This window comes from Mycobacterium celatum, assembly GCF_002101595.1.
In the GTDB taxonomy this organism is placed as follows: domain Bacteria; phylum Actinomycetota; class Actinomycetes; order Mycobacteriales; family Mycobacteriaceae; genus Mycobacterium; species Mycobacterium celatum.
On sequence record NZ_LQOM01000031.1, the window covers coordinates 213,932 to 239,668 of the forward strand.

At 68.3% G+C, this 25,737-nt stretch carries 21 protein-coding genes, 1 tRNA gene and 1 pseudogene; 10 read left to right on the plus strand and 13 right to left on the minus strand.

Going from position 1 to position 25,737, the window contains the following annotated elements:
* The first annotated feature begins 59 nt into the window (after positions 1-59).
* On the plus strand, positions 60-1,694 hold the full coding sequence (locus AWB95_RS14470) for a fatty acyl-AMP ligase (protein WP_062541338.1): 1,635 nt from the start codon (positions 60-62) through the stop codon (positions 1,692-1,694).
* A 107-nt stretch (positions 1,695-1,801) separates the two neighbouring features.
* Here AWB95_RS14470 and pth read toward each other — a convergent pair whose 3' ends face one another.
* The 7 genes from pth to glmU form a co-directional block, all read right to left on the minus strand.
* Complete coding sequence (gene pth / locus AWB95_RS14475; RefSeq protein WP_062541339.1) at positions 1,802-2,377, minus strand: aminoacyl-tRNA hydrolase; 576 nt, start codon at positions 2,375-2,377, stop codon at positions 1,802-1,804.
* A 3-nt stretch (positions 2,378-2,380) separates the two neighbouring features.
* Positions 2,381-3,052 carry a 50S ribosomal protein L25/general stress protein Ctc gene (locus AWB95_RS14480; protein ID WP_062541340.1) on the minus strand — a complete coding sequence of 224 codons (672 nt, stop codon included), beginning with the start codon at positions 3,050-3,052 and terminating at the stop codon, positions 2,381-2,383.
* Between the two features lie 125 nt (positions 3,053-3,177).
* On the minus strand, positions 3,178-4,044 hold the full coding sequence (locus AWB95_RS14485) for an oxidoreductase (RefSeq protein ID WP_062541341.1): 867 nt from the start codon (positions 4,042-4,044) through the stop codon (positions 3,178-3,180).
* Between the two features lie 10 nt (positions 4,045-4,054).
* On the minus strand, positions 4,055-4,693 hold the full coding sequence (locus AWB95_RS14490; protein ID WP_062541342.1) for an LpqN/LpqT family lipoprotein: 639 nt from the start codon (positions 4,691-4,693) through the stop codon (positions 4,055-4,057).
* Positions 4,690-5,034, minus strand: a complete 345-nt coding sequence (gene arsC / locus AWB95_RS14495; RefSeq protein ID WP_062541343.1) for an arsenate reductase (glutaredoxin) — start codon at positions 5,032-5,034, stop codon at positions 4,690-4,692. Before arsC ends, AWB95_RS14490 begins: the two co-directional genes overlap by 4 nt.
* Complete coding sequence (locus AWB95_RS14500; RefSeq protein ID WP_062541344.1) at positions 5,035-6,015, minus strand: ribose-phosphate diphosphokinase; 981 nt, start codon at positions 6,013-6,015, stop codon at positions 5,035-5,037. It lies immediately after the preceding gene.
* A gap of 71 nt (positions 6,016-6,086) precedes the next feature.
* The gene (glmU, locus tag AWB95_RS14505) at positions 6,087-7,544 is read right to left on the minus strand and encodes a bifunctional UDP-N-acetylglucosamine diphosphorylase/glucosamine-1-phosphate N-acetyltransferase GlmU (protein ID WP_062541345.1); all 1,458 of its coding nucleotides are present in this window, start codon (positions 7,542-7,544) and stop codon (positions 6,087-6,089) included.
* A 90-nt stretch (positions 7,545-7,634) separates the two neighbouring features.
* Here glmU and AWB95_RS14510 point away from each other — a divergent pair, with 90 nt between their 5' ends.
* On the plus strand, positions 7,635-8,342 hold the full coding sequence (locus AWB95_RS14510; RefSeq protein ID WP_084707309.1) for a class I SAM-dependent methyltransferase: 708 nt from the start codon (positions 7,635-7,637) through the stop codon (positions 8,340-8,342).
* Here AWB95_RS14510 and AWB95_RS14515 read toward each other — a convergent pair.
* Positions 8,318-8,389, minus strand: a tRNA-Gln gene (locus AWB95_RS14515). The genes AWB95_RS14510 and AWB95_RS14515 overlap by 25 nt on opposite strands.
* 150 nt (positions 8,390-8,539) lie before the next feature.
* On the opposite strand from AWB95_RS14515, the gene AWB95_RS14520 reads away from it, so the two are divergent.
* The gene (locus AWB95_RS14520; RefSeq protein ID WP_062541346.1) at positions 8,540-9,142 is read left to right on the plus strand and encodes a TetR/AcrR family transcriptional regulator; all 603 of its coding nucleotides are present in this window, start codon (positions 8,540-8,542) and stop codon (positions 9,140-9,142) included.
* Between the two features lies 1 nt (position 9,143).
* Here AWB95_RS14520 and AWB95_RS14525 read toward each other — a convergent pair.
* A pseudogene (locus tag AWB95_RS14525) lies at positions 9,144-10,285 on the minus strand (diaminopimelate decarboxylase family protein).
* Between the two features lie 160 nt (positions 10,286-10,445).
* Here AWB95_RS14525 and mfd point away from each other — a divergent pair.
* The 7 genes from mfd (at position 10,446) to AWB95_RS14560 (ending at position 19,533) form a co-directional block, all read left to right on the plus strand.
* Positions 10,446-14,069 carry a transcription-repair coupling factor gene (gene mfd, locus AWB95_RS14530; RefSeq protein ID WP_085168352.1) on the plus strand — a complete coding sequence of 1,208 codons (3,624 nt, stop codon included), beginning with the start codon at positions 10,446-10,448 and terminating at the stop codon, positions 14,067-14,069.
* On the plus strand, positions 14,066-15,121 hold the full coding sequence (locus AWB95_RS14535) for a nucleoside triphosphate pyrophosphohydrolase (RefSeq protein ID WP_062541684.1): 1,056 nt from the start codon (positions 14,066-14,068) through the stop codon (positions 15,119-15,121). Before mfd ends, AWB95_RS14535 begins: the two co-directional genes overlap by 4 nt.
* A gap of 197 nt (positions 15,122-15,318) precedes the next feature.
* On the plus strand, positions 15,319-16,050 hold the full coding sequence (locus AWB95_RS14540) for a lytic transglycosylase domain-containing protein (RefSeq protein WP_062541685.1): 732 nt from the start codon (positions 15,319-15,321) through the stop codon (positions 16,048-16,050).
* Between the two features lie 138 nt (positions 16,051-16,188).
* Entirely contained in the window at positions 16,189-17,478 is a 1,290-nt protein-coding gene (gene eno / locus AWB95_RS14545; RefSeq protein ID WP_085168344.1) for a phosphopyruvate hydratase, read from the plus strand.
* A gap of 9 nt (positions 17,479-17,487) precedes the next feature.
* Positions 17,488-18,129, plus strand: coding sequence for an FtsB family cell division protein (locus tag AWB95_RS14550; protein ID WP_085168345.1), 642 nt, complete (start codon positions 17,488-17,490; stop codon positions 18,127-18,129).
* Positions 18,122-18,613: a DUF501 domain-containing protein gene (locus AWB95_RS14555; RefSeq protein ID WP_062539603.1), complete on the plus strand. Its 492-nt coding sequence runs from the start codon at positions 18,122-18,124 to the stop codon at positions 18,611-18,613. The genes AWB95_RS14550 and AWB95_RS14555 overlap by 8 nt, the downstream gene beginning before the upstream one ends.
* Positions 18,604-19,533 carry a Ppx/GppA phosphatase family protein gene (locus AWB95_RS14560; protein ID WP_169714684.1) on the plus strand — a complete coding sequence of 310 codons (930 nt, stop codon included), beginning with the start codon at positions 18,604-18,606 and terminating at the stop codon, positions 19,531-19,533. The genes AWB95_RS14555 and AWB95_RS14560 overlap by 10 nt, the downstream gene beginning before the upstream one ends.
* Before the next feature lie 74 nt (positions 19,534-19,607).
* Here the strand turns inward: AWB95_RS14560 and AWB95_RS14565 are convergent, their stop codons facing one another.
* The 4 genes from AWB95_RS14565 to kdpB are packed head-to-tail and all read right to left on the minus strand — an operon-like array spanning position 19,608 to position 25,737.
* Positions 19,608-20,288, minus strand: a complete 681-nt coding sequence (locus AWB95_RS14565; RefSeq protein ID WP_085168346.1) for a response regulator — start codon at positions 20,286-20,288, stop codon at positions 19,608-19,610.
* On the minus strand, positions 20,285-22,837 hold the full coding sequence (locus AWB95_RS14570; protein ID WP_232315645.1) for a sensor histidine kinase: 2,553 nt from the start codon (positions 22,835-22,837) through the stop codon (positions 20,285-20,287). Before AWB95_RS14570 ends, AWB95_RS14565 begins: the two co-directional genes overlap by 4 nt.
* Positions 22,818-23,663, minus strand: a complete 846-nt coding sequence (locus tag AWB95_RS14575; protein ID WP_062539601.1) for a potassium-transporting ATPase subunit C — start codon at positions 23,661-23,663, stop codon at positions 22,818-22,820. Before AWB95_RS14575 ends, AWB95_RS14570 begins: the two co-directional genes overlap by 20 nt.
* Before the next feature lies 1 nt (position 23,664).
* Positions 23,665-25,737 (minus strand): potassium-transporting ATPase subunit KdpB, encoded by a 2,073-nt coding sequence (gene kdpB / locus AWB95_RS14580; protein WP_084707059.1) that lies wholly within the window; start codon positions 25,735-25,737, stop codon positions 23,665-23,667.

Sequence of the window (25,737 nt, forward strand, 5' to 3'; positions counted from 1 at the left end):
AGGGGCAACCTGGGATCCAGGGGTCTATTGAAAGCCGGGGTGCCGGTGAGGAGGTTTTCGTGAGCAGGTTTACCGACAACATGTTCCGCAACGCGCACACCAGCCCCCGCGGCATGGTTACCGGGGAACCGCACGAGCCGGTCCGGCACACCTGGCGCGAAGTTCACGAGCGCGCCCGCCGAGTGGCCGGTGGTCTGGCCGCGGCCGGCGTCGGCCACGGTGACGCGGTGGGTGTACTTGCCGGCGCGCCGGTGGAGATCGCCCCGACGGCACAGGGCCTGTGGATGCGCGGCGCCAGCCTGACGATGCTGCATCAGCCCACGCCGCGCACCGACCTGGCGGTATGGGCCGAGGACACCACGACCGTCATCGACATGATCGAGGCCAAGGCGGTCGTCATCTCCGACCCGTTCATGGCGGCCGCCCCGGTGCTGGAACAGCGCGGCGTCACGGTGCTGACCGTGGAGCAGCTGCTGGCCTTCGACCCCACCGACCCCGTCGACACCGACGAGGACGACCTGGCGCTGATGCAGTTGACGTCGGGATCAACTGGCTCTCCTAAGGCTGTGCAGATCACCCACCGCAACATCTACTCCAACGTCGAGGCGATGTTCGTCGGAGTGAAGTACGACCTCGAGAAAGACGTGATGATCAGCTGGCTGCCCTGTTTCCACGACATGGGCATGGTCGGCTTTCTGACGGTGCCGATGTACTTCGGGGCCGAGCTGGTCAAGGTCACCCCGATGGACTTCCTGCGCGACACGCTGCTGTGGGCCAAGCTGATCGACAAGTACAAGGGCACGTTCATCTGCGGCCCCAACTTCGCCTACTCGCTGTTCGCCAAGCGGTTGCGCAAGCAGGCCAAGCCCGGCCAGTTCGACCTGTCCACCCTGCGGATTGCGATGTCGGGCGCCGAACCGGTCGAGCCGGCCGACGTCGAGGACCTGATCGACGCGGGGCGGCCGTTCGGCCTGCGGCCTGAGGCCATCTTGCCCGCGTACGGCATGGCCGAGACCACGCTGGCGGTGTCGTTCTCGCCGGTCGAACAGGGGCTGATCGTCGACGAGGTGGACGCCGACCTGCTCAGTGCGCTGCGCCGCGCGGTGCCCGCCACCAAGGGCAACACCCGCCGGCTGGCGTCGCTGGGCCCGCTGCTCGACGGGCTGGAGGCCCGCATCGTCGACGAGGACGGCAACATGCTGCCGCCGCGCGGCGTCGGGGTGATCGAGCTGCGCGGAGAGTCGCTGACCCCCGGCTACATCACGATGGGCGGGTTCATCCCGGCGCAGGACGAGCACGGCTGGTATGACACCGGCGACCTCGGCTACATGATGGAGAACGGCCATATCGTGGTGTGCGGTCGCGTCAAGGACGTCATCATCATGGCCGGGCGCAACATCTATCCGACCGACATCGAGCGGGCCGCCTCCCGCGTCGAGGGTGTGCGGCCGGGCTGCGCGGTCGCCGTGCGTCTCGACGCGGGGCATTCGCGCGAAACATTCGCCGTCGCAGTCGAATCCAATGCTTTTGAGGATCCCGCCGAAGTGCGTCGCATCGAACACGAGGTCGCCCACGAGGTCGTCACCGAGGTCGACGTGCGGCCGCGCAACGTCGTCGTGCTCGGCCCCGGGACCATTCCCAAGACGCCGTCGGGCAAGCTGCGCCGGGCCAACTCCGTCACGCTGGTCACCTAGGACAGCGCGCGCACCATTGCCGCGAGCTCACCATTGCCGCGAGCGTGCGCAAACCCGGTGATGTACCCGGCGTGTCGGTCGGGGACACGCACCCTCGCGAAGAGGGGTTACCAGGTGTGCACGAGGTTTTGGGCAGGCTCCAGACCCAGCTCGATCAGTAGCTCGGTGGCGTCGGCGGCCTGTTCGCAGATCGCGGGAACCTCCGGACGCTCGGCCGCGGCGAAGCTCTCCAGCACGAACGCCGCGGGATCCTTGCGGCCCGGCGGGCGTCCGATGCCGATCCGCACCCGCTGAAAGTCCTTGGTGCCCAACGACGCCGCCACCGAGCGCAGCCCGTTGTGGCCGCCCTCGCCGCCGCCGATCTTGAGCCTGATCCGGCCGAAGTCGAGATCGAGGTCGTCGTGGATGACGATGACGTCGGCGGCGGGCACCGAGTAGAACTTGGCCAGCGGTCCGACCTGCCGGCCGGACTCGTTCATGTAGCTGCGCGGCTTGGCCAGCACCACCGAGCGCCCGCCGAGCCGGCCGGTGGCCACCTCTGCACCAGACTTCTTGTGCGCCTTGAACTTTGAACCCAGCCGCGCGGCGAGCAGGTCGGCGACCATGAACCCCAGGTTGTGCCGTGTTGCGGCGTAGCTGGGACCCGGGTTGCCGAGGCCGACCACCAGTAGTGGCTCGGCCATGCGCTATTCGGACTCGGGCGGCGCGGCCTCGGCCTCGGCGGCCTCCTCGGCAGGCTCCTCGGCCGGAGCCGCCTCGGGCACCTCGCCGGCGCCCTCGGCCTCGAGCTCCTCGGCAGTCGGCGCGTTCACCACGTTGACGACGAGCATCTCGGGGTCCGACACCAGGGTGACGCCACGCGGCAGCTCGATCTGGCCGGCGGCGAACTGCGTGCCCGGTTCGACACCCTCGACTGAGACCGTCAACTGCTCGGGAATCGACAGCGCCTCGGCCTCGATCTCTATGGTGCTGGTCTCCTGGGTGACCAGGGTGCCGGGCGCCGCGTCGCCGACGACCTCGACGGTGACCTCGACGACCACCTTCTCGCCGCGGCGGACCACCAGCAGGTCTGCGTGCTGGATCGTGCGGCGGATCGGGTGAATGTCGAGTGCCTTGGTCAGCGCCAGCTGCTCCTTGCCGTCGATGTCGAGGGTGAGCACCGCGTTGGTGCCGGAGTGACGCAGCACCGCGGCGAAGTCGTGTCCGGGCAGCTCCAAGTGCTGCGGGTCGGTGCCGTGACCGTAGAGGACGGCGGGAATCTTGCCCGCGCGGCGGGCGCGGCGGGACGCGCCTTTGCCGGTCTCGGTGCGCACCGAGACGGGAAGCTTGTTAGCGGACGAGGTCGCCGATTTGGCCATGGTGTCGCTCCTGTGGTTGGTCGGGGCACGGCCAAGATCGCGACAACCAGAAGGTCCCCGTCGATAACGGTGGCCGCAAAAGCCACCCTCGCCGTGACGCCCGGCCAGGTTAGCGCATCAGCACCTCAGAGCGGAAATTTGGTGTCCGTGAGCCGCTCGGAGAGCTCCCAGAGCGCCTCGGCCGTCTCCTGACGTTTCGCCAGCGGGCTGCGCCCGACCGGCTGGGTGCGGCCCACCACGCCGAAGCGTGGGCCGATGAACGAGTTGCCGGGCAGGTCCTGCGAGGCGGCGTAAAGCGTTTGCCGTGCACCGAAGTCGGCGTCGGTGGCCAGCCGGGCGCCGATGGCCATCAGCGCGTCGCTGACCCGGCGGCCGGAGTGGCCCTGCAGGTTCGTGTTCGAGTACCCGGGGTGGCAGGCCAGCGCCCGCAACGGTGAGCCGACCGCCGTCAGGCGGCGCTGCAACTCGCTCGTGAACAGCAAATTCGCCAGCTTGGACTGCCCGTAGGCCAACCAGGGCGAGTACGGCCGCGACGTCCAGTTGAGGTCCTTGAGGCTGATGTGGCCGATCCAGTGCATGATCGACGACACCGTGACCACCCGGTCGGTCAACTTGGGCAGCAGCAGGTTGGTCAGGGCGAAATGGCCGAGGTGATTGGTGCCGATCTGACTTTCGAAGCCGTCGGCGGTCACCGCCTGCGGGGTGGCCATGATGCCGGCGTTGTTGATCAGCACGTCGACCTTGTCCACGCCGTCGGCGAACTGGCGCACCGAGGCCAGATCCTGCAGATCCAGGCGACGCACCTCGACGTCACCGGTCATCTGCTGCGCGGCGGCCTCACCCTTGCCCGTGTTGCGCACGGCCAAGACGACCTGCGCGCCGGCGCGGGCCAACTCGCGAGCCGTTACCGCACCGAGGCCGCTGTTGGCGCCGGTGACGATCACGCTGCGCCCGGCGAACGAAGGTAGATCTGCGGCGGTCCAGGCAGTCATGGGAGTCACCCTACTTCGCAGCCACCGTGAACCCGTCGATGATCTGCTCGATGTCCGCGGCGTCGGCGACGGCCTGGTCGGCCAGGCTGGTGACGGCCAGTTGGACGAGGTAGCGCTGACTGTCGGGCGGTGAGCCGGTGGCGATGACGACCCGGTTGAGGGTGTGCAACCGCTTGCCGTCGAGGTCGTAGCTGCCCTGAATCATCGACGACGGAAAGCCGTGGAAGTCGGCGTTGGACGCATCGAGTTGCCGGTAGTTCTGCGCACGCGCTGCGTCGGCATTGCCGTGCTTGATCGCATCGCGGGGATCGAAGTCCCCGAACAGCCTGACAACGATCAGCATCGCGTTCGGATACGGTCCGTCCTTGGTGATCACGTAGCTGGTCGGCGGGATGGCCGGACTGCTGAATTTCGACCAGCCCGGCGGCGTCGGTATCGACACCGTCAGGTCGGTCAGCGTGTCGGGGGCCACGGCCTGCTGGCCGACGCCGATTTGTTCCAGGTACTTCGGGAACGGAATCGGCTCGACGGCGCTCGTCGGTGTGGTGGACGTGGCGCTGGTTGTCCAGATCGACTGGTAGTCAGGGGTTTTCGGTCCGCAACCAGCGGACAGCAGTACCACGGCGACCGCTACCAGCAGGCGTCTCACAGAATTTCGCGGACCGCGTCGATCGGACGCCCCAGTCGGGTCCCCTTGGCGGTGACGACGAACGGACGCTGGATCAGGATCGGGTTGGCGACCATGGCGTCCAGCAACTCGTCGTCGCTCGCGTTGTCCAGGCCCAGTTGACGGTATGTGTCTTCGTTTTTGCGCACCGCGTCACGCACGCCGATGCCCGCATCGCGGATCATCTTGGCCAGCTCCGTGCGACTGGGCGGTGTTGTGAGGTATTCGACCACTGTGGGTTCGATTCCGTTGTCGCGCAACAGTTCCAGTGTCTTACGAGAGGTCGAGCAACGCGGGTTGTGGTAGATGACGGTGTCCGGCATCTAGGCGTCTCCGTCGAAAAGACCTGTGACCGAACCGTTGTCGAAGACCGCCCGGATGGTGCTGGCCAGCAGTGGGGCGATCGAGAGCACGGTGAGTTGCGGGAACCGCTTGCCTTCGTCGATGGGCAGTGTGTTGGTGACGATCACCTCGCGGGCGCCGCATTCGGCCAGCCGCTCGGACGCAGGCTCGGAGAGCACGCCGTGGCTGGCCGCGATGATGACGTCGCTGGCGCCCTCGTCGCGCAGCAGCTTGACCGCGCCGGCGATCGTGCCGCCGGTGTCGATCATGTCGTCGATCAGCACGCAGGTGCGCCCCTCCACCTCGCCGACCACCCGGTTGGACACCACCTGGTTGGGCACCCGCGGGTCGCGGGTCTTGTGGATGAAGGCCAGCGGCACCCCGCCCAGCGAATCGGCCCATTTCTCGGCGATGCGCACCCGGCCGGAGTCGGGGGAGACCACCACCATGTTGCCGTCCGGATAGTTGTCCTTGATGTAGCCGGTGAGCAGGTTCTGCGCGCGCATGTGGTCGACGGGCCCGTCGAAGAAGCCCTGGATCTGGTCGGTGTGCAGGTCGACGGTCACGATCCGGTCGGCGCCGGCTGTCTTGAGCAGGTCGGCGACCAGCCGGGCCGAGATCGGCTCCCGGCCGCGGTGCTTCTTGTCCTGGCGGGCGTAGGGATAGAACGGCATGACGGCCGTGATCCGCTTGGCGCTGCCGCGCTTGAGCGCGTCGATCATGATCAGCTGCTCGACCAGCCACTGGTTGACCGGGGCGGGGTAGGACTGCAGGACGAACGCGTCGCAGCCGCGCACCGATTCGTGGAAGCGGACGAAGATCTCGCCGTTGGCGAAGTCGCGGGCGGTCTGGGCCGTGACGTGGACGTCGAGTTCCTTGGCGACCTGCTCAGCCAGCTCGGGGTGCGCCCGACCGGAGAACAGCATCAGGTTTTTGCGGTTGTCGGTCCAGTCGTGGCTCACGTGATGTCCCCGCCGTTCGGATCGAGAAGGTCGAGCCTACTGGCTCGACCAAAATAATAAGGACAAGTACGTCATGGTTCCTGATCGGGCTGCTGTTGTGCCTTCTCGGCGGCCTTGGCGGCGGCGCTGCCCGGCCGCTTGCGCTGCACCCAGTTTTCGATGTTGCGCTGCGGCCCGGCGGACACCGCGAGGGCTCCCGGCGGGACGTCGTCGCGCACCACCGTGCCGGCCCCGGTGTACGCGCCGTCCCCGACGGTGACCGGGGCGACGAACATGGTGTCCGACCCGGTGCGCACGTGCGAGCCGATCGTGGTGCGCGCCTTGGACTCGCCGTCGTAGTTGACGAACACACTGGACGCGCCGATGTTGCTGTACTCGCCGATGTCGGCGTCGCCGACGTAGGTCAGGTGCGGCACCTTGGTGCCGGTGCCGATCGTGGAGTTCTTGACCTCGACGAACGCGCCCAGCTTGCCGTCGGCGCCCAGCACGCTGCCCGGCCGCAGATAGGTGAACGGCCCGACGGCGGCGCCGTCACCGATGATCGCCGACGTGGCGTGCGTGCGGATCACTGATGCGTTGTCGCCGACGGCGACGTCGGTCAACGTGGTGTCCGGGCCGATCGTGGCGCGCCCGCCGATCCGGGTGGTGCCCAGCAGCTGGGTGCCGGGCGCGATGACGGTGTCGCGGCCGATGGCCACGTCGACGTCGATCCAGGTGGTGGCGGGGTCGACGACGGTGACACCGGCGCGCTGATGAGCGGCCACGATCCGGCGGTTGAGTTCCGCGGCCAGCTCGGCCAGCTGAACCCGGTCGTTGACACCGGCCACCAGCGCGGCATCGTCGACGTGACGGGCATGTACGACCCGCCCGTCCTGGCGGACGATGGACACCACGTCGGTGAGGTAGAGCTCGTGCTGGGCGTTGTCGGCGGACAGCCGGCTCAGCGCCGAGCGCAGCGGCGCGACGTCGAAGGCGTACACCCCGGCGTTGACCTCGCGGATCTGCTGCTGCGACGGCGTGGCGTCGGCTTGCTCGACGATCGCGATCACCTCGCGGTCCTGGGTGCGCAGGATGCGCCCGTAGCCTGCGGGGTCGTCGAGCGTGGTGGTCAGCATGGTCACCGCCGCCGATCCCGAGTTGTGCGTGGCGATCAGGTCGGCCAGCGTGTCCGCGTCGAGCAGGGGGATGTCGCCGGAGGTCACGACGACGACGCCGGCGAAGTCGTCAGGCAGCGCCGCGAGGCCACACAGCACCGCGTGTCCGGTGCCGAGCTGCTGGTCCTGCATGGCGACGTCGATGGGCCGGCCCAATTTGTCGGCCAGCTCGGCAACCACGGGTGCGATGCGGTCGTGGTTCTGGCCGAGCACCACGACCAGGTGCTGCGGCGCCAGCTTGGCGATCGCGTGCAGCGAGTGCGCCAACATGCTGCGCCCGGCGATAGGGTGCAGCACCTTGGGGGTATCCGAGCGCATCCGGGTGCCGGCACCCGCCGCCAGCACCAAGACGGCGGTGTCACCGTGAGGTCTCATGAGGACTCCTGCCGCGAGTGTGCGTGTTTGTCCGCCGACACGCCGTTCAGCGTGTCATTATCCGCACGCTCGCCGCAAAAAGGTGCATCCATGACCAACACGGGGGACGACCGCCGACACTGGTCGCGCGTCGCGCAGGACTGGGTGGCGTGGGCCCGCACCCCGGATCACGACGCGTTCTGGGCTTACCGGCAGTCGCTGGCCGTCTTCGTCGGTCGCGGCGGCGGCCTTGCTCTGGACGTCGGGTGCGGCGAGGGTCGGGTGTCGCGCGAGCTGGTGGCGCTCGGCTATCGGGTGACCGCAACCGATCCGGTGCAGGCCATGGTCGACGCGGCCGCTGATGCGGATTCCGCGCATGGCTACGTGGTGGCCGAAGCCAGCCGGTTGCCGTTCGCCGACGCCAGCTTCGATCTCGTCGTCGCCTACAACATGCTCATGGACGTCGACGATCTGCCCGGCGCGGTGCGGGAGATGCGGCGCGTCATGTGGCCCGCGGCGCGGCTGATCGCCTCTGTCGTGCACCCGTTCACCGATGCGGTCGCCGATACGGACAGCTACTTCGATCGGCGCCGATTCGAAGGCGTGGAGGAGCGCGACGGCCTGCGGATGCGTTTCGCCGGCTGGTCGCAGCCGCTGGAGGCTTACTCCGCGGCGCTGACGGATACCGGGCTGGCAATCACCGCGCTGCGCGAACCGGTACCCGATCCCGTCGACGAGCGCCTGGAGCGCTGGACCCGGATGCCGCTGTTTTTGTGGCTGGAAGCGCGGCCCAGCTCCGTCGCCAGGACTCGAACCTGAACTCTCAGAACCAAAATCTGATGTGCTGCCGATTACACCACGACGGACTGCATACCAGCGACGACTTTAGCCCGGTGACGATGCGGTCCGCAGAGCGGACCGAAGAGGGAGGAGCCGGGCAATCAAAACCCGTGCAAGCGGATACGCTGGTAGCCATGGCCGCGCTGGATAAAGGAGTCCCCGAGCCGCGCGTCAGGATGACCGGCAGCGAGCGCCGTCACCAGCTCATCGACATCGCCCGGTCACTGTTTGCCGAGCGCGGCTACGAGGGCACCTCGATCGAGGAGATCGCGCTGCGCGCCAATGTCTCCAAGCCAGTCGTGTACGAGCATTTCGGCGGCAAGGAGGGGCTGTACGCCGTCGTCGTCGACCGGGAGATGTCGGCGCTGCTGGACGGCATCACGTCGTCGCTGACCAAGTCGACCAACAACCGGTCCCGGCTGCGTATCGAACGCGTGGCGCTGGCATTGCTCACCTACGTCGAGGAGCGCACCGACGGCTTCCGGATCCTGATCCGCGACTCGCCGGCGTCGATCAGCTCCGGCACGTATTCGACCCTGCTCAACGACGCGGTCAACCAGGTCAGCTCGATTCTGGCCGGTGACTTCGCCAAGCGCGGTCTCGACCCGGAGACGGCGCCGCTCTACGCCCAGGCGTTGGTCGGCTCGGTGTCGATGACCGCCCAGTGGTGGCTGGACGCCCGGGAGCCCAAGAAGGAAGTGGTTGCCGCGCACCTGGTCAACCTGTGCTGGAACGGCCTGACCCACCTGGAGTCCGACCCGGACCTGCTCGACGAGTAGGTCAACCCCGGTCGCGGGCCAACAGATCGGCGATCGTTTCGCGGCGGACCAATTCAGTGGCTCGGCTGTCTTTGACCGCCACCAGCGGCGGCCGGCCGACCATGTTGTAGTTCGACGCCATGCTGTAGTGGTACGCGCCGGTGCAGGCCACGGCCAGCAGATCGCCGGGATGCACGCCTGCACCTCATACAGCGTCACGCCGGCCCGGGCGCTGATCGCCCGACCGGGCTCGACGACGATCACCGGACGGGGGAAATGCTCGGCGGCGCAGGCCGCATCCAGCGCGTCGTCGACCACGCGTGCCAGCTCGTCGAGGTCGAGCTCCGGATCGCCCGGCAGATAAGGGATCGCATGGCCGCCACCGATGTTGAGTTCGGTGAGGATCACGCCGTGCCGGGCGCGGATGTCGGCCATCGCGGCGATCATCCGGCGAATCGCTTCGCCGTAGAGCCCGGCGTCGGCGACCTGCGAACCGATATGACAGTGCAGGCCGATCAGGTCGAGGTTGGGGTGGGCGAGCACCCGGGCAACCGCCTCGGCGGCCCGCCCGGCGTCGAGTGTGAACCCGAACTTCTGGTCGCTGACCCCGGTGGTGACGGCGCGGTGCCCGTGAATGTCGATGTCGGGCGTGACCCGGATGAGCACCCGCTGCCGCTGGGACGCCAGACCGGCGAGATAGGCGATCTCGATGCACGAATCGACCACGATGCGGCCGACCCCGACGCGCACCGCGGAGCGCAGCTCGTCGTCGGACTTCGCGTTGCCGTGCATGATGATCCGGACCGGCTTCACTCCTGCGGCCAACGCGGTGGCCAGCTCACCGGCCGAGCAGACGTCGACGGACAGGCCCTCGTCGCGCGCCCAGCGCGCCACCGCGATGGTCAGCGGCGACTTGCCGGCATAGACGACCTCGGCGCCGCGCAGCGCGTGCCGGTAACGACGGGCCCGCGCCCGGAAATCGGCCTCGTCGAGCACATAGGTCGGGGTGCGGAACTCGTCGGCGACATCGGTGAGCGCCACCTCGCCGATGCACAGCCGGCCCTCCTCGTCGGCGTGCGCGGTGAGCGGCCACACCGCCGGATGGAACCGCGGCGGGGCCGCGTAACCGATGGATGGAAGGACATCCACCAATGTTGTTGTCATGCTTTCAATCAACGCCGCGCCGCATCGGCCTGCCGCTGTCCTTATGAATCCTTGACGGCGGCGGGCCCGAAATTGACGACGTTCGGTTGGTGGTGTGGCGCCGATCACGGGTTGGCCAGTGCCGCAACGTGAATCGGTCGACGCATACAATGGCGCCATCATGACCGAAACCCCGATCGCGGGGCTGGTGGAGTTGGCGCTCAGTGCGCCGACGTTTCAGCAACTCATCGAGCAGAGCGCCGATCGACCCGCCGAATTGGCGCTGGTCGGACCGGCCAGCTCCCGGCTGTTCGTGGCCGCCGCGCTGGCCCGTCAGGGCCCGTTGCTGGTGGTCACCGCCACCGGCCGCGAAGCCGACGACCTAACCGCCGAGTTGCGGGGCGTCTTCGGCGACGCGGCGGCGACGTTCCCGTCCTGGGAGACGCTGCCGCACGAGCGGCTCTCGCCCGGCGTGGACACCGTCGGCGCGCGGCTGATGCTGCTGCGCCGGCTGGCCCATCCCGACGACGCCCGCCTGGGTCCGCCGCTGCAGGTGGTGGTCACCGCGGTGCGCTCGTTGCTGCAACCGATGACGCCGCAGCTCGGTCAGCTGGAACCGCTGACCCTGGCCGTCGGCGACGAGATCGCCTTCGAAGACGTGATCGCCCGGCTGGTCGAGCTGGCCTACACCCGCGTCGACATGGTCGGCCGGCGCGGCGAATTCGCGGTCCGTGGCGGCATCCTCGACGTCTTCCCGCCGACCGCCGAGCACCCGGTGCGCGTCGAGTTCTGGGGCGACGAAGTCAGCGAGATGCGGATGTTCGCCGTCGCCGACCAGCGGTCCATCCCCGAGATCGATGTCGACACCGTCGTCGCCGTCGCTTGCCGTGAACTGCTGCTGACCGACGACGTGCGCCGCCGCGCCGCCGAGCTGAGTGCTCAGCATCCGCCGACGGAGAACACCGTCAGCGGCAGCGTCGCCGACATGCTGGCCAAGCTCGCCGAGGGCATCCCGGTCGACGGGATGGAGGCGCTCCTTCCGGTGCTGCGGCCCGACGACTTGGCGTTGCTGACCGGCCAGCTGGCTCCCGGCACCCCGGTGCTGGTCTGCGATCCGGAAAAGGTCCGCACCCGCGCCGCCGACCTGATCGAGACCGGCCGCGAATTCCTGGAGGCGTCCTGGTCGGTGGCGGCGGTCGGTGGCGACGCGCCGATCGACGTCGAGCAGCTGGGCGGATCGGGTTTCCGTGAGCTCGACGAGGTGCGGCAGGCGGCTCGGTCTTCGGGGCACCCGTGGTGGACGCTGAGCCAGCTCTCCGACGAGGCGGCGATCGAACTGGACGTCCGCGCCGCGCCCTCGGCCCGCGGCCATCAACGCGACATCGACGAGATTTTCGCGATGCTGCGCGGCCACGTCGCGACCGGCGGCTGCGCCGCCGTCGTCGCACCCGGAACCGGAACCGCGCACCGCGTCGTCGAGCAGCTCGCCGAATCCGACACGCCCGCAACGATGTTGGAGTCCGGCGCGACGCCCAAACCCGGCGTCGTCGGGGTGCTCAAGGGCCCCCTGCACGACGGCGTAGTGATCCCCGGTGCCGCCCTGGTGATCATCACCGAGACCGACTTGACCGGCAACCGGGTGACCGCCACCGACGGCAAGCGGCTGGCCGCCAAGCGCCGCAACGTCGTCGACCCGCTGGCGCTGACCGCCGGCGACCTGGTGGTGCATGACCAGCATGGCATCGGGCGGTTCGTCGAGATGACCGAGCGCATCGTGGGCGGTGCGCGGCGCGAATACCTGGTGCTGGAGTACGCGTCGAGCAAACGCGGTCAAAGCGATACCGACAAGCTCTATGTGCCGATGGACTCGCTGGACCAGCTCTCCCGTTATGTGGGCGGGCAGGCGCCGGCGCTTTCGAGGCTGGGCGGCAGCGACTGGGCTAACACCAAGACCAAGGCCCGCAGAGCGGTCCGCGAGATCGCCGGCGAGCTGGTGTCGCTGTACGCCAAGCGGCAGGCGGCACCGGGCTACGCCTTCGGGCCCGACACGCCGTGGCAGGCAGAGATGGAGGACGCGTTCGGGTTCACCGAGACCGTCGACCAGCTCACCGCGATCACCGAGGTCAAGGCCGACATGGAAAAGCCGGTGCCGATGGACCGGGTGATCTGCGGCGACGTCGGCTACGGCAAGACCGAGATCGCGGTGCGGGCGGCGTTCAAGGCGGTGCAGGACGGCAAGCAGGTCGCGGTGCTGGTGCCCACGACGCTGCTGGCCGACCAGCATCTGGAGACGTTCCGGGAGCGGATGGCCGGCTTCCCGGTCACCGTCAAGGGGCTGTCCCGATTCACCGACCCCGCCGAGTCACGCGCGGTGATCGACGGCATGGCCGACGGGTCGGTCGACATCGTGATCGGCACCCATCGGCTGCTGCAGACTGGGGTCCGGTGGAAGGACCTCGGCCTGGTGGTCGTCGACGAGGAGCAGCGGTTCGGCGTCGAACACAAGGAGCACATCAAGAGCCTGCGCACGCACGTCGACGTGCTCACCATGAGCGCCACCCCGATCCCGCGCACGCTGGAGATGAGCCTGGCCGGCATCCGGGAGATGTCGACGATCCTGACCCCGCCCGAAGAGCGCTACCCGGTCCTGACCTACGTCGGTCCGCACGACGACAAGCAGATCGCCGCGGCATTAAGACGCGAGCTGCTGCGCGAAGGCCAGGCCTTCTACGTGCACAACCGGGTCAGCTCCATCGACCAGGCCGCCGCCCGGGTGCGCGCGCTGGTTCCCGAGGCTCGCGTCGCCGTCGCGCACGGGCAGATGCCCGAAGACCTTTTGGAATCCACCGTGCAGGGGTTCTGGAACCGGGACTACGACATCCTGGTGTGCACCACGATCGTCGAGACCGGCCTGGACATCTCCAACGCCAACACGCTGATCGTCGAGCGTGCCGACACCTTCGGTCTCTCGCAGCTGCACCAGCTGCGCGGCCGGGTCGGGCGCAGCCGGGAACGCGGCTACGCCTACTTCCTGTATCCGCAGCACGCCCCGCTGACCGAGACCGCCTACGACCGGCTGGCCACCATCGCGCAGAACAACGAGCTCGGCGCCGGCATGGCGGTGGCGATGAAGGACCTGGAGATCCGCGGCGCCGGCAACGTGCTGGGCGTCGAGCAGTCCGGTCACGTCGCCGGCGTGGGCTTCGACCTCTACGTGCGGCTGGTGGGCGAGGCGGTCGAGGCGTACCGCGCCGCCGCCGACGGCAAGACCGTCACCGGCCCTGAGGAACCGAAGGAGGTGCGGATCGACCTGCCGGTCGACGCGCACCTGCCGCCCGACTACATTCCCAGCGACCGGCTGCGACTGGAGGGGTACCGGCGGCTGGCCGCGGCGGGCTCCGACGACGAGATCGCCGCCGTCGTGGAGGAGCTCACCGACCGCTATGGGGCCCTGCCCGAGCCCGCGCAGCGGCTGGTGGCGGTGGCCCGGCTGCGGTTGCTATGCCGTGAGGTCGGCATCACCGAGGTGTCCGCGCCGTCGGAGGCGACGGTGCGCTTGGCGCCGATGACGCTGCCCGACTCCGCCCAGGTGCGGCTCAAGCGGCTGTACCCCGCGGCGCGGTATCGCGCCACTTCGGCGACGGTGCAGGTGCCGATCCCGCGCGCCGGTGGGGTCGGCGCCCCGCGGATCCGTGACCTCGAACTGGTCCAGATGGTCGCGGATCTGGTATCGGCGCTTGACGGGAAACCGCAGGCAGATCTTGGTATAACGAAGGCCGTGACCTCGGAGCGACAAGCACGATGACCGTGGTCCTGGTCGACCCCCGGCGCCCGTCGCTCATACCGGTGGAAGCCATCGAGCTGCTGCTGGGCGAGGTGGCCTACACCGAGGAGATACCCGTCGCGGTGCCCTGGACGCTGCCGGCGGCCCGGCCGGCGTATACCGGTGACGACGCGCCGGTCTTGTTGTCGTCGGACCCTGAGCACCCAGCGGTCGTGGCGCGGCTGGCGGCGGGGGATCGGCTGATCTCGGCACCCGACCCGCAGCCCGGCGAGCGGCTGATCGATGCGGTCGCGATGATGGACAAGCTGCGGACCGCCGGGCCGTGGGAGAGCGAACAAACGCACGACTCGCTGCGGCGGTTCCTCCTCGAGGAAACTTACGAGCTTTTCGACGCGGTCCGCAGCGGCAACGCCGACGAACTGCGCGAGGAACTCGGCGACGTCCTTCTGCAAGTGCTCTTCCACGCCCGCATCGCCGAGGACGCCCCCCAGCATCCGTTCACCATCGACGACGTGGCCGATACGCTGCTGCGCAAGCTCGGCAATCGCGTCCCGGGAGTCCTTGCCGGCGAAGAGATTTCGCTGGACGAGCAGCTGGCACAGTGGGAGGAGCGCAAGGCTTTAGAAAAGAAAGCGAAGCCGCGGAACTCGGTGATGGACAATGTTCCCACCGCGCAGCCCGCTTTGGCACTGGCGCAGAAGGTGATTCGACGAGCCAGCCAGGCCCGCGTGCCGGCCGACCTGATTCCCCGCGAGATCACGGCGATCACCGTCGGTGCTGACGTTGATGCTGAAGACGCTTTGCGTACAGCGGTTCTGGAATTCATGGACACTGTTCGCGACACGGAGAAGGCGATCGCCTCCGCGCGACGCGGCGACGACGTTCCCGAGGAGTTGGACGTCGCTCCGCTGGGGGAGATCACCGAAAAGGAATGGCGCGAACACTGGCTGCCAGCGGTTGCCGACGACATCGCCGCCGACGAGGCGGAGGGCTCGCGCAAGGTGACGACCGACGAGGTGCTGCCCGCGGAACCGGCGCCGGACGACGAGCCGCCTGCCGAGCGCGGCGAGTAGCCTTCGGCGGCGCAGCCCGCCGGCACGAGATCGTGATCATCGCCACTGTCGCGGCGGAAATGCCCGGCGCAGCGGCCAAACCGCACGTTGTCAGGCCTGGACAGACGGGGTATGCCGCAGATACGGCCACGGTGACGGGGCGATCCGCTCGAGTCGCGTGGGACCATGGTCGAGAAAACGGTTTTTAGGGGAGTGCTTTGTCGCCGGTGCGTTGGCTGCGGGCGGTTGCCGTCGTGGGGGCGACGGCGCTGCTCCTGGCATCGAGCTGCACCTGGCAGCTGGGCACACCGATTCCCAAGGGTGTGCCCCCACCGGCGGGGGACCCGGTTCCGGCCGTGGACACCCACGCCAAGGGCCGGCCGGCCGATCAGCTCTACCAGTGGGCCGCCGAGCGCGCGGCGCGGCTGGAAATCCCGGTCGTCGCGCTGGAGGCCTACGGCTATGCCGCGCGGGTCGCCGAGGTCGAGAACCCCAACTGCCACATGTCGTGGACAACGCTGGCCGGCATCGGTGAGATCGAAAGCCATCACGGCACCTATCGCCACGCGACGGTGGCGCCCAACGGCGATGTGCGTCCGCCGATCCGGGGCGTGCGCCTCGATGGCAGCGGCGGTACGTTGCACATCGTCGACAGTGAGGCGGGTGGCCTCGCCGACGACGACGGCACGATTCGGGCCATGGGCCCCATGCAGTTCATCCCGGAGACGTGGCGGCTGTACGGGGTGGACGCCAACAACGACGGAATAGTCAGCGTCGACAACATCGACGACGCCGCCCTGTCTGCTGCGGGGTATTTGTGTTGGCGCGGAAAGGATCTCGCCACACCGCGCGGGTGGATCACGGCACTGCGGGCCTACAACAACTCCGACCAGTACGCGCGGGCAGTGCGGGATTGGGCCACCGCTTATGCGGCCGGCCGTTCCCTCTAGGCTCATTGGTCGGCGACCCGCCGCGCCCGGCTCTGCCGCGCTTGCGATCGCCTCTAGCCTCGTGGTCCGGCTTCGCCGCGCTTGTGATCGCCTTTAGGCTTGCATCCGGTCCGCAGTTAACGACGCAAGGAGAACCCAGTGCCCATTATCGAGCAGGTCGGGGCTCGCGAGATCCTCGATTCGCGCGGCAACCCGACCGTCGAGGTCGAGGTGGCCCTCATCGACGGGACATTCGCTCGGGCAGCGGTGCCCTCCGGCGCGTCGACGGGCGAGCACGAGGCCGTCGAACTGCGCGACGGCGGCGAGCGGTACGGCGGCAAGGGAGTGAAGAAGGCCGTGCAGGTGGTGCTCGACGAGATCGCCCCGGCCGTCATCGGACTCAACGCCGACGACCAGCGGCTGGTCGACCAGGCGCTGGTGGACCTCGACGGTACCCCGGACAAGTCCCGGTTGGGCGCCAACGCGATCCTCGGCGTCTCGCTGGCCGTCGCCAAGGCGGCCGCCGACTCGGCCGCGCTACCGCTGTTCCGCTACCTCGGCGGACCCAACGCGCACATCCTGCCGGTGCCGATGATGAACATCCTCAACGGCGGAGCGCACGCCGACACCGGCGTGGACATCCAGGAGTTCATGGTGGCCCCGATCGGTGCGCCGAGTTTCTCTGAGGCGCTGCGCTGGGGCGCGGAGGTCTACCACGCGCTCAAGGCGGAACTGAAGAAGCAGGGTCTGTCCACGGGCCTGGGCGACGAGGGTGGCTTCGCTCCCGACGTGCCGGGTACCAAGGCGGCGCTGGACGTGATCAGCCTGGCGATCCAATCTGCGGGTTTCAAACTCGGCGCCGACGTGGCATTGGCGCTCGACGCGGCGGCCACCGAGTTCTACTCCGGCGGCACCGGCTACAACTTCGAGAACAGCACCCGCAGCGCCGATGAGATGACCCGCTTCTACGCCGAGCTACTGGACTCGTATCCGCTTGTGTCCATTGAGGATCCGCTGTCCGAAGACGACTGGGAAGGCTGGGTTGCGCTGACGACGGCTATCGGCGACCGGGTGCAGATCGTCGGCGACGACCTGTTTGTCACCAATCCCGAACGGCTCGAAGAAGGTATCGACAAGGGCGCGGCAAATGCATTGCTGGTCAAGGTCAATCAGATCGGGACGTTGACCGAGACACTGGACGCCGTGGCGCTGGCCCATCACAGTGGCTACCGCACGATGATGAGCCACCGCAGCGGCGAGACCGAGGACACCACGATCGCCGACCTCGCGGTCGCCGTCGGGTGCGGACAGATCAAGACCGGCGCGCCGGCGCGCAGCGAGCGTGTCGCCAAGTACAATCAGCTGCTGCGCATCGAGGAAGCCCTCGGCGACGCCGCGCGCTATGCCGGCGATCTGGCTTTTCCGCGATACGGCTTGGAAACCAAGTAGCCGGCTGCCATGCCCGAAGCCAAACGGCCCGACCCGAAACGGCGTGCACCGGCGCCGCGACCGGGCAAGGCCGGCGATTCGGGCCAGGGCCGTCCGCGCAAGTCGCCGGCCGGTCGTCGGGGTGCCAACGGGTCACGCGCTGCGCCCGAGCCGGTGGAACCCGTCAAACGCGGGATCGTCGCCGGGGCCCGGGAAAGGGCCGAACAGCGCTCCGAGCAACGGCTGGGCCTCACCGCGCGACGAGCGGCGATCCTGGCGGCCGTCGTCTGCGTGCTGACGCTGACCATCGCCGGGCCCGTGCGCACATATTTCGCGCAGCGCACCGAGATGAAACAGCTGGCCGCATCGGAAGCCGCGCTGCGACGCCAGATCGCCGACCTCGAGCAGCAGAAGGCCAAGCTGGCCGACCCGGCCTACATCGCCGCCCAGGCCCGCGAGCGTCTCGGTTTCGTGATGCCCGGTGAGGTTCCCTATCAGGTGCAGCTGCCGCCGTCGGCGGCTGCGCCTACGCAGCCGGGCGCGGAAGTGCCCGCTGCCGCGTCGGGCGACCCGTGGTACACGGCGTTGTGGCACACCATCGCCGACACCCCGCACGGGCCGCCGTCGCAGGCGCCGGCCGCGCCGCCGAGCCCTCCGCCGCCCGGTGGTTGACCGTGCCGACCTCGACGCGGTGGCGCGCCAGCTTGGCCGCGAGCCGCGGGGAGTACTCGAGATCGCCTACCGCTGTCCCAACGGTGAACCCGGCGTGGTGAAGACCGCGCCGAAACTGCCTGACGGCACGCCGTTTCCGACGTTGTACTACCTGACACATCCGGTGCTGACCGCCGCCGCGAGCCGGCTGGAGTCGTCGGGAATGATGCGGGAAATGACCGAGCGGCTGCGGCACGACCCCGACCTGGCGGCGGCGTACCGGCGGGCTCACGAGTCGTATCTGGCCGAGCGTGATGCGATCGAGCCGCTGGGCACGACGTTTTCCGCCGGCGGAATGCCCGACCGGGTCAAATGCCTGCATGTGCTGATCGCGCATTCGCTGGCCAAGGGGCCCGGCGTGAATCCGCTCGGTGACGAGGCGCTGGCGGTGCTTGCCGACGAACCGGCGATGGCCGGGATCCTGGTGGCGGAGCAGTGGCGATGACCAGGGTCGCGGCAATTGACTGCGGTACCAACTCGATTCGGTTGCTGATCGCCGAGCAGGTCGACGGCCACCTGCGCGACGTACATCGAGAGATGCGCATCGTGCGGCTCGGCCAGGGGGTCGACGCAACCGGCCGGTTCGGGTCCGACGCGCTGGACCGTACCCGTGCGGCGCTCGTCGACTACGCCGCGCTGTGCGCCGAGCACGGCGCGGAGCGGATGCGGATGGTCGCCACCTCGGCCGCCCGCGACGCCGCCAACCGCGACGTCTTTTTCGCGATGACGACCGACGTGCTGGGCGTGAGCGCCGAAGTGATCACCGGCGCCGAGGAGGCCGAACTGTCGTTCCGCGGCGCTGTGGACGAATTAGATTCGGCTGGAGCGCCTTTCGTGGTGGTCGACCTCGGCGGCGGCTCCACCGAGATCGTGCTGGGCGAATCCGGTGTGATCGCGAGCTTCTCGGCCGACATCGGCTGCGTGCGGGTGACCGAACGCTGCCTGCACACCGACCCGCCGACTCCCGGCGAGGTGACCGCGGCCCGTGAGCTGGTCCGCGAGCGGCTCGGCGAGGCGTTGCGCGCGGTCCCCGTGCAGGGCGCCCGCACCTGGGTCGGGGTGGCCGGCACGATGACGACGCTCGCCGCCCTGGCCCACGACATGACGACGTATGACTCTGCGGCCATTCATCTTTCGCGTGTCGGCATCGACCGGCTGCTGCACGTTTGCGACGGCTTGATCGCGATGACCCGTGCGCAGCGTGCCGCATTGGGGCCCATGCACGAGGGCCGCGCCGACGTGATCGGCGCCGGAGCGATCGTGGTGGAGGAGTTGGCGTTCGCGCTACGCGAGCACGCCGGCATCGAGGAGTTGGTGGTCAGCGAACACGATATTCTCGATGGGATCGCACTGTCGCTCGCGTGACGCGCGCCGAACGTGCACTGGCGGCGGGTTTTTCGCGGGATTTCCGCCCTGAGTGCACGTTTGGCGCGGAGGGGCTACGGCTCGAAGCGATAACCCATGCCCGCTTCGGTCAGCAGGTGCTGCGGACGCGACGGGTCATCTTCGAGCTTGCGACGCAGCTGCGCCAGATAGACACGCAGATAATGTGTTTCCGTGGCGTACGTCGGCCCCCACACCTCCTTGAGGAGTTCCTCGCGGCCGACCAGTTTGCCGCGGTTGCGGACCAGCACCTCGAGCATTCCCCATTCGGTCGGTGTCAGGTGCACCTCGGCGCCGTTTTTGGTGACCTTCTTGGCCGCCAGATCGACGGTGAACGCCGCCGTTTCGATGACGGGCTGATCGGTCTCGGACGCTGCGGCGTTGCGCCGCACGGCGGCACGCAGCCGGGCGAGGAACTCGTCCATCCCGAACGGCTTGGTTACGTAGTCGTCGGCGCCCGCGTCGAGCGCCTCGACCTTGTCGGAAGAGTCGGTACGCGCCGAGAGCACGATCACCGGCGCGTTCAGCCAGCCGCGCAGCCCGGCCAGCACCTCGATGCCGGAGATGTCGGGCAGGCCGAGGTCGAGAATCACCACGTCCGGGCGGTGTTCGGCGGCTGCACGCAAGGCGCCCGCGCCGGTCGAGGCGGTGGTGACCTCGTAGCCTCGCACGGAAAGGTTGATCTTCAGCGCGCGCAGGATGTGCGGCTCGTCGTCTATTACCAGAACGCGGGTCATTGGGGCTCCCGCGGCGCGGCCAGTTCCACGACGACGGTCAGCCCGCCACCGGGTGTGTCGGTGGTTTGGATCGTGCCACCCATCGCCTCGACGAAACCGCGCGCCACCGACAATCCCAGTCCCACACCGGTGGTGTTGTCGTGATCACCCAGCCGCTGAAAGGCTTCGAAGAGGTGATCCTCGGCGCCATCCGGAATGCCCGGCCCTTCGTCGACGACATTGATCAGCACGCGGTCACCGACGCGTCCGGCGTTGACGCGCACCACGCAGTTGGGCGCATAGCGCAACGCGTTGTCGATCAGGTTGGCCAGCACCCGCTCGAGCAGTCCGGCATCGGCCATCACCACCTCGCCGCCGACGTCGACCTTGACCCGGTCGACCCCGGATCGCAGAAAACCGGTGGCACCCTTGCCGATACCGACCAGAGCGCGCTGCACAACCTCCTCCAGGTACACCCGTCGCAGCTCGGGCCGGATCACGCCGGCCGCCAGCCGTGACGAGTCGAGCAGGTTGCCCACCAGCGCGGTGAGCTGATCGATCGACTCTTCGATGGTGGCAAGCAATTCGGCGGTGTCCTCGGGCGAGAAGTCGATGTCCTCGGCGCGCAGGCTCGACACCGCGACTTTGGCCGCGGCCAGCGGCGTGCGCAGATCGTGGCTGACCGCCGAAAGCAGAGACCGGCGCAGCTCGTCGGTCTGCTCGATCGCTTCGGCTCTGCCGGCCTCCTCGGCCAGTTCGCGTTGCCTGATCAGACCGGCGGCTTGCTTGGCCACCGCGGACAGCACTCGGCGGTCGCGAGCGGGCAGTTTGCGCCCGGCCATCAACATCCAGAACTCCTCGTCACCGACGTCGATCGCGGTGTCGGCGGAATCGACTGTGGCGCAAGGGTCGCTGCCTACCGCGGCGACAAGGTAGCTGTCACCGTTGCGTTCTCGCAGGATGCTGACCGTGCGCTGCGAGTAGGTCTCGCGTACCCGCTCGAGCAGTGTCTCGAGATCAGCGCCGCGCAGCACCGATCCGGCGAACAGCGTGAGCAGTTCGGCTTCCTGCGATGCCCGTCCGGCTTCCCGGGCCCGCTTGGCCGCGCCGTCGACCAGAGCCGCCACCGCGACCGCGACCAGCAACAGCACCAGCTCGGTGACGGCGGCGTCGGGTTCGGCGATGGTAAAGCTGTGCCGCGGCGCAGTCAGGAAGTAGTTCAACAGCAGCCCGGACAGCACCGCCGAAACCGCTGCCGGCGCAACGCCTCCCAGCAGCGCCACCAGCAGCACACCGATCACGAACATCGCGCTTTCCCCGCCGATGCCGAGGAATCGGTCCAGCACCGCTACCGTGATGGCGCAGATCGCAGACGGCACAACGACAGCCGCCAGCCATGATGCGGCGCGCCGTTCGCGTGGTGAGATCGGTGTTGCCCGGAAACGTTTGGATTCCTCGTGCGTCACGATGTGCACGTCGATCTTGCCGGAGCGCTGCACGACCCGCGCGCCGATACCCTCGTCGAGGATCCGCGCCCACCGGGAGCGCCGCGAGGTGCCGATCACCAACTGAGTGGCGTTCATCTGGCGGGCGAAATCCAGCAGCGCCGTGGGGACATCGTCGCCGGCCACGATGTGCATGGACGCGTCGAGGCTGGTCGCCAGTTCACGAATCTTGCCGATCCGGGGCGCCGGCGCGCCGGCAAGCCCGTCGCCGCGCAGGACGTGCACCACCATCAGTTCGGCGCTGGACTTCGTCGCTATCCGGGACGCCCGCCGCACCAGCGTTTCCGACTCCGGCCCGCCGGTGACGGCGACGACGACGCGCTCACGCGCCTCCCACGTGTCGGTGATCCGTTTATCGGCCCGGTACTTGGCCAGGGCGGCATCAACCTGGTCGGCGAGCCACAGCAGCGCGAGTTCCCTCAGCGCGGTAAGGTTTCCGCTGCGGAAGTAGTTGGACAGCGCGGCGTCGATCTTCTCGGGCGCATAGACGTTGCCGTGGGACAACCTGCGCCGCAGCGCTTCCGGCGCAATGTCGATCAGCTCGATCTGCGAGGCTTGCCGCACAATCGAATCCGGCACCGTTTCCTGCTGGACGATGCCGGTGATCTGGGCGACAACGTCGTTGAGGCTCTCCAGATGCTGGATGTTGACCGTGGAGATCACCGTGATACCGGCATCGAGCAGCTCCTCGATGTCCTGCCATCGCTTGGCATTCTTGCTTCCCGGTGCATTGGTGTGCGCCAGCTCGTCGACCAGCACCACCTGCGGGCGGCGCGCCAGCACCGCCGGCACGTCGAGCTCGGCGAACCGGCTGCCCCGGTATTCGATGTAGTGGCGGGAGACGATCTCGATTCCGTCGAGCAGCTCAGCGACTTTGCGGCGGCCATGAGTCTCGACAATGGCCGCCACCACGTCGGTGCCGCGTTCCAGCCGCCGGTGTGCCTCCGAGAGCATCGCGAATGTCTTACCGACACCGGGCGCCGCCCCCAGATAGATACGCAGCTCCCCGCGTTTGGGGCCGTGTTCGGCGACGCTCACCACACCATCATCCACCAGTGAGCGGATACTTTCGGTCGAGTTCGAGGTTGAGCACCAGCACGTTGACCCTGTTTCCGCCGGTCTGCCGCACCACGGCGCGGATCTGCTCGGCGGTCACATGCCGGACCCGGGCAACCCGGTCGACCTGGATTTCGGCATAGGCGGACGAGATATCCGGGTCCAGACCGCTGCCGCTCGCGGTGACGGCGTCGGCGGGTACGCGCGGATCAGTGGGCGCGGCACCGCGAATCGGCACCAGCTGGCCCGCCGAATAGTCCTCGCCGGCCCGCGCGCACTCGACGCGTATCCCGTTGTAGCTGTTCAGGAAGGGCCTGCCGGTGGTCGTGCACGGCTCGTTGACGCTGACGACCCGCGTCGGATGCACGACGTTGCCCCGGTCGTCACGCGGACCGATCACCGACAACACCGCGCCGACGCCACTGCCGGTGCAAAACGGGCGCGAACCGTCGACCCCTTCGAGGTCGCCTACGACCTTACTGCGCGAACACACCAGCGTCAGCAAGCTCTTACGGGCCGCGGTGTCGACGATGTCTTCCGGTCCGAGGTTGCTGCCACCGCTGGCCAGCGGGTCGTATCCGCTGGCCGAGGGTCGCGGCTGAAAGTACTGCGGCAACGGGTTGCCCGCGGCGTCGCTGAACGATTGCCCGATCAGCCTGCTGCCCACCGGTTTGCCGTCGACCCGGATGACCGACCCCTGGGCCTTGTCGTGCAGGCCGGGCAGCTGCGCGAGCAGCCAAATAAGCAGCGGGTAGCCCACGCCGAGGATCACGGTGAAGACGAGCAGTGCGCGCAGTGCGGCCCAGTGCTGCCGAAAAAGGTTGGCGCCCTTCATATCAGGTCATCCCTGGGAGTAGTTGGACCGCAAGGTCGATGAGCTTGATCGCGATGAACGGTGTGACGATTCCGCCGAGTCCATACCGGTAAAGGTTGCGGCTCAACAGTTTCGACGCCCGGCTGGGTGTGTATCGCACGCCGCGCAGCGCCAGCGGAATCAGCGCGACGATGACAAGCGCGTTGAAGATCACCGCCGAGAGGATGGCCGACTCGGGGCTATGCAGCCGCATCACGTTGATGATGTCCAGGCCGGGAAACAGTGTGACGAACATCGCCGGGATGATCGCGAAGTACTTGGCGATGTCGTTGGCGATCGAAAACGTCGTCAGTGCACCACGGGTGATCAACAGTTGCTTACCGATCTCGACGATCTCGATCAGCTTGGTGGGATCGGAATCCAAATCCACCATGTTGCCAGCCTCTTTGGCGGCGGAGGTGCCGGTGTTCATCGCCACCCCGACGTCGGCCTGGGCCAGCGCCGGGGCGTCGTTGGTGCCGTCGCCGGTCATCGCAACCAGCCGGCCACCTTCCTGTTCCTGCTTGATCAGCACCAGCTTGTCCTCCGGAGTGGCCTCGGCCAGGAAGTCGTCGACGCCGGCCTCGTCGGCAATGGCCTTGGCCGTCAATGGGTTATCTCCGGTTATCATCACCGTCCGGATACCCATGCGCCGCATGGCGTCGAAGCGGTCGCGCATGCCTTGCTTCACCACGTCCTTGAGGTGGATGACGCCGAGCACCCGGGCGTCGGCTGCGGTGACCTCGCCGACCACCAGCGGCGTTCCGCCCGCAGCGGAGACGGCGTCGACGGCGTGTCCGAGCTGCGCCGGGATAGCGCCGCCGTGGCCGCGGACCCAGTCGGTCACGGAGGTGGCAGCGCCCTTACGCAACTGCCGTCCGTCGATGTCCACGCCCGACATCCGCGTCGCCGCCGTGAATTCGACCCATCTGGCGCCGGCGAGTTCTCCGGGTGTTCGCGCCCGCAGCCCGTACGCCTCTTTCGCGTAGACGACGACGGAGCGGCCCTCGGGGGTTTCGTCGGCGAGGCTGGACAGTTGCGCGGCGTCGGCGAACTCGGCGGTGCCTACCCCGTTGACCGGGACGAACTCTGAAGCCTGCCGGTTGCCGAGGGTGATCGTTCCGGTTTTGTCCAGCAGCAGGGTGTTGACGTCGCCGGCGGCCTCGACCGCGCGGCCGGACATGGCCAGCACATTGCGCTGGACCAGCCGGTCCATGCCGGCGATGCCGATCGCGGAGAGCAGCGCACCGATCGTGGTGGGGATCAGGCACACCAGCAGCGCCACCAGCACAATGCCTGTGACGCCGTGTCCGTCCAGCGCCATGGTATCCGGCACGCCGGGGTTGTCGGTCTTGGCGTAGATCGCCAGCGGCTGCAGCGTGGCCACCGCGATCACGAAGATGATGGTCAGCGCGGCCAGCAGGATGTTCAGCGCGATCTCGTTGGGCGTCTTCTGCCGGTTGGCGCCCTCGACCAGAGCGATCATCCGGTCCACGAAGCTTTGTCCGGGCTGCTGGGTGATTTTGACGACGATGCGGTCGGAGAGCACCGTCGTCCCGCCGGTCACCGCGCAGCGGTCGCCGCCGGATTCCCGGATCACGGGTGCCGATTCGCCGGTGATCGCCGACTCGTCCACGGATGCAATGCCTTCCACGACGTCGCCGTCGCCGGGGATGATCTGTCCAGCCTCGACGACGACGATGTCGCCCTGAGCCAGCATCGGGGCGGGAACCTGCTCCTCGACACCGGCGACCCCAGGCGCCCAACCCCGCAGCCGGCGGGCCAGCGTGTCGGCTTTGGACTTGCGCAGCGAATCGGCCTGAGCCTTGCCGCGGCCCTCGGCCACGGCCTCGGCCAGGTTGGCGAAAACCACAGTGAGCCATAGCCAGAACACGACCAGCCAACCGAACCAGCTGGGCTTGCCGATTGCCAACACCGTCGACCACGCCGCACCGACCTCGACGACGAACATCACCGGGTTGCGCCACAAGGTGCGTGGGTCGAGCTTGGCCAGTGCTGCCGGCAGTGACGTCAAAAGCATTGTCCGCAAAAGCAT

What these genes read in the sequence shown, in the direction of transcription:
- pth (WP_062541339.1), bottom strand. Translation starts at nt 2,377, where the DNA reads ATGGCCGAGCCACTACTGGTGGTCGGCCTCGGCAACCCGGGTCCCAGC.
- AWB95_RS14480 (WP_062541340.1), bottom strand. Translation starts at nt 3,052, where the DNA reads ATGGCCAAATCGGCGACCTCGTCCGCTAACAAGCTTCCCGTCTCGGTG.
- AWB95_RS14485 (WP_062541341.1), bottom strand. Translation starts at nt 4,044, where the DNA reads ATGACTGCCTGGACCGCCGCAGATCTACCTTCGTTCGCCGGGCGCAGC.
- arsC (WP_062541343.1), bottom strand. Translation starts at nt 5,034, where the DNA reads ATGCCGGACACCGTCATCTACCACAACCCGCGTTGCTCGACCTCTCGT.
- glmU (WP_062541345.1), bottom strand. Translation starts at nt 7,544, where the DNA reads ATGAGACCTCACGGTGACACCGCCGTCTTGGTGCTGGCGGCGGGTGCC.
- AWB95_RS14510 (WP_084707309.1), top strand. Translation starts at nt 7,635, where the DNA reads ATGACCAACACGGGGGACGACCGCCGACACTGGTCGCGCGTCGCGCAG.
- AWB95_RS14520 (WP_062541346.1), top strand. Translation starts at nt 8,540, where the DNA reads ATGACCGGCAGCGAGCGCCGTCACCAGCTCATCGACATCGCCCGGTCA.
- mfd (WP_085168352.1), top strand. Translation starts at nt 10,446, where the DNA reads ATGACCGAAACCCCGATCGCGGGGCTGGTGGAGTTGGCGCTCAGTGCG.
- AWB95_RS14535 (WP_062541684.1), top strand. Translation starts at nt 14,066, where the DNA reads ATGACCGTGGTCCTGGTCGACCCCCGGCGCCCGTCGCTCATACCGGTG.
- AWB95_RS14550 (WP_085168345.1), top strand. Translation starts at nt 17,488, where the DNA reads ATGCCCGAAGCCAAACGGCCCGACCCGAAACGGCGTGCACCGGCGCCG.
- AWB95_RS14565 (WP_085168346.1), bottom strand. Translation starts at nt 20,288, where the DNA reads ATGACCCGCGTTCTGGTAATAGACGACGAGCCGCACATCCTGCGCGCG.
- AWB95_RS14575 (WP_062539601.1), bottom strand. Translation starts at nt 23,663, where the DNA reads ATGAAGGGCGCCAACCTTTTTCGGCAGCACTGGGCCGCACTGCGCGCA.
- kdpB (WP_084707059.1), bottom strand. Translation starts at nt 25,737, where the DNA reads ATGCTTTTGCGGACAATGCTTTTGACGTCACTGCCGGCAGCACTGGCC.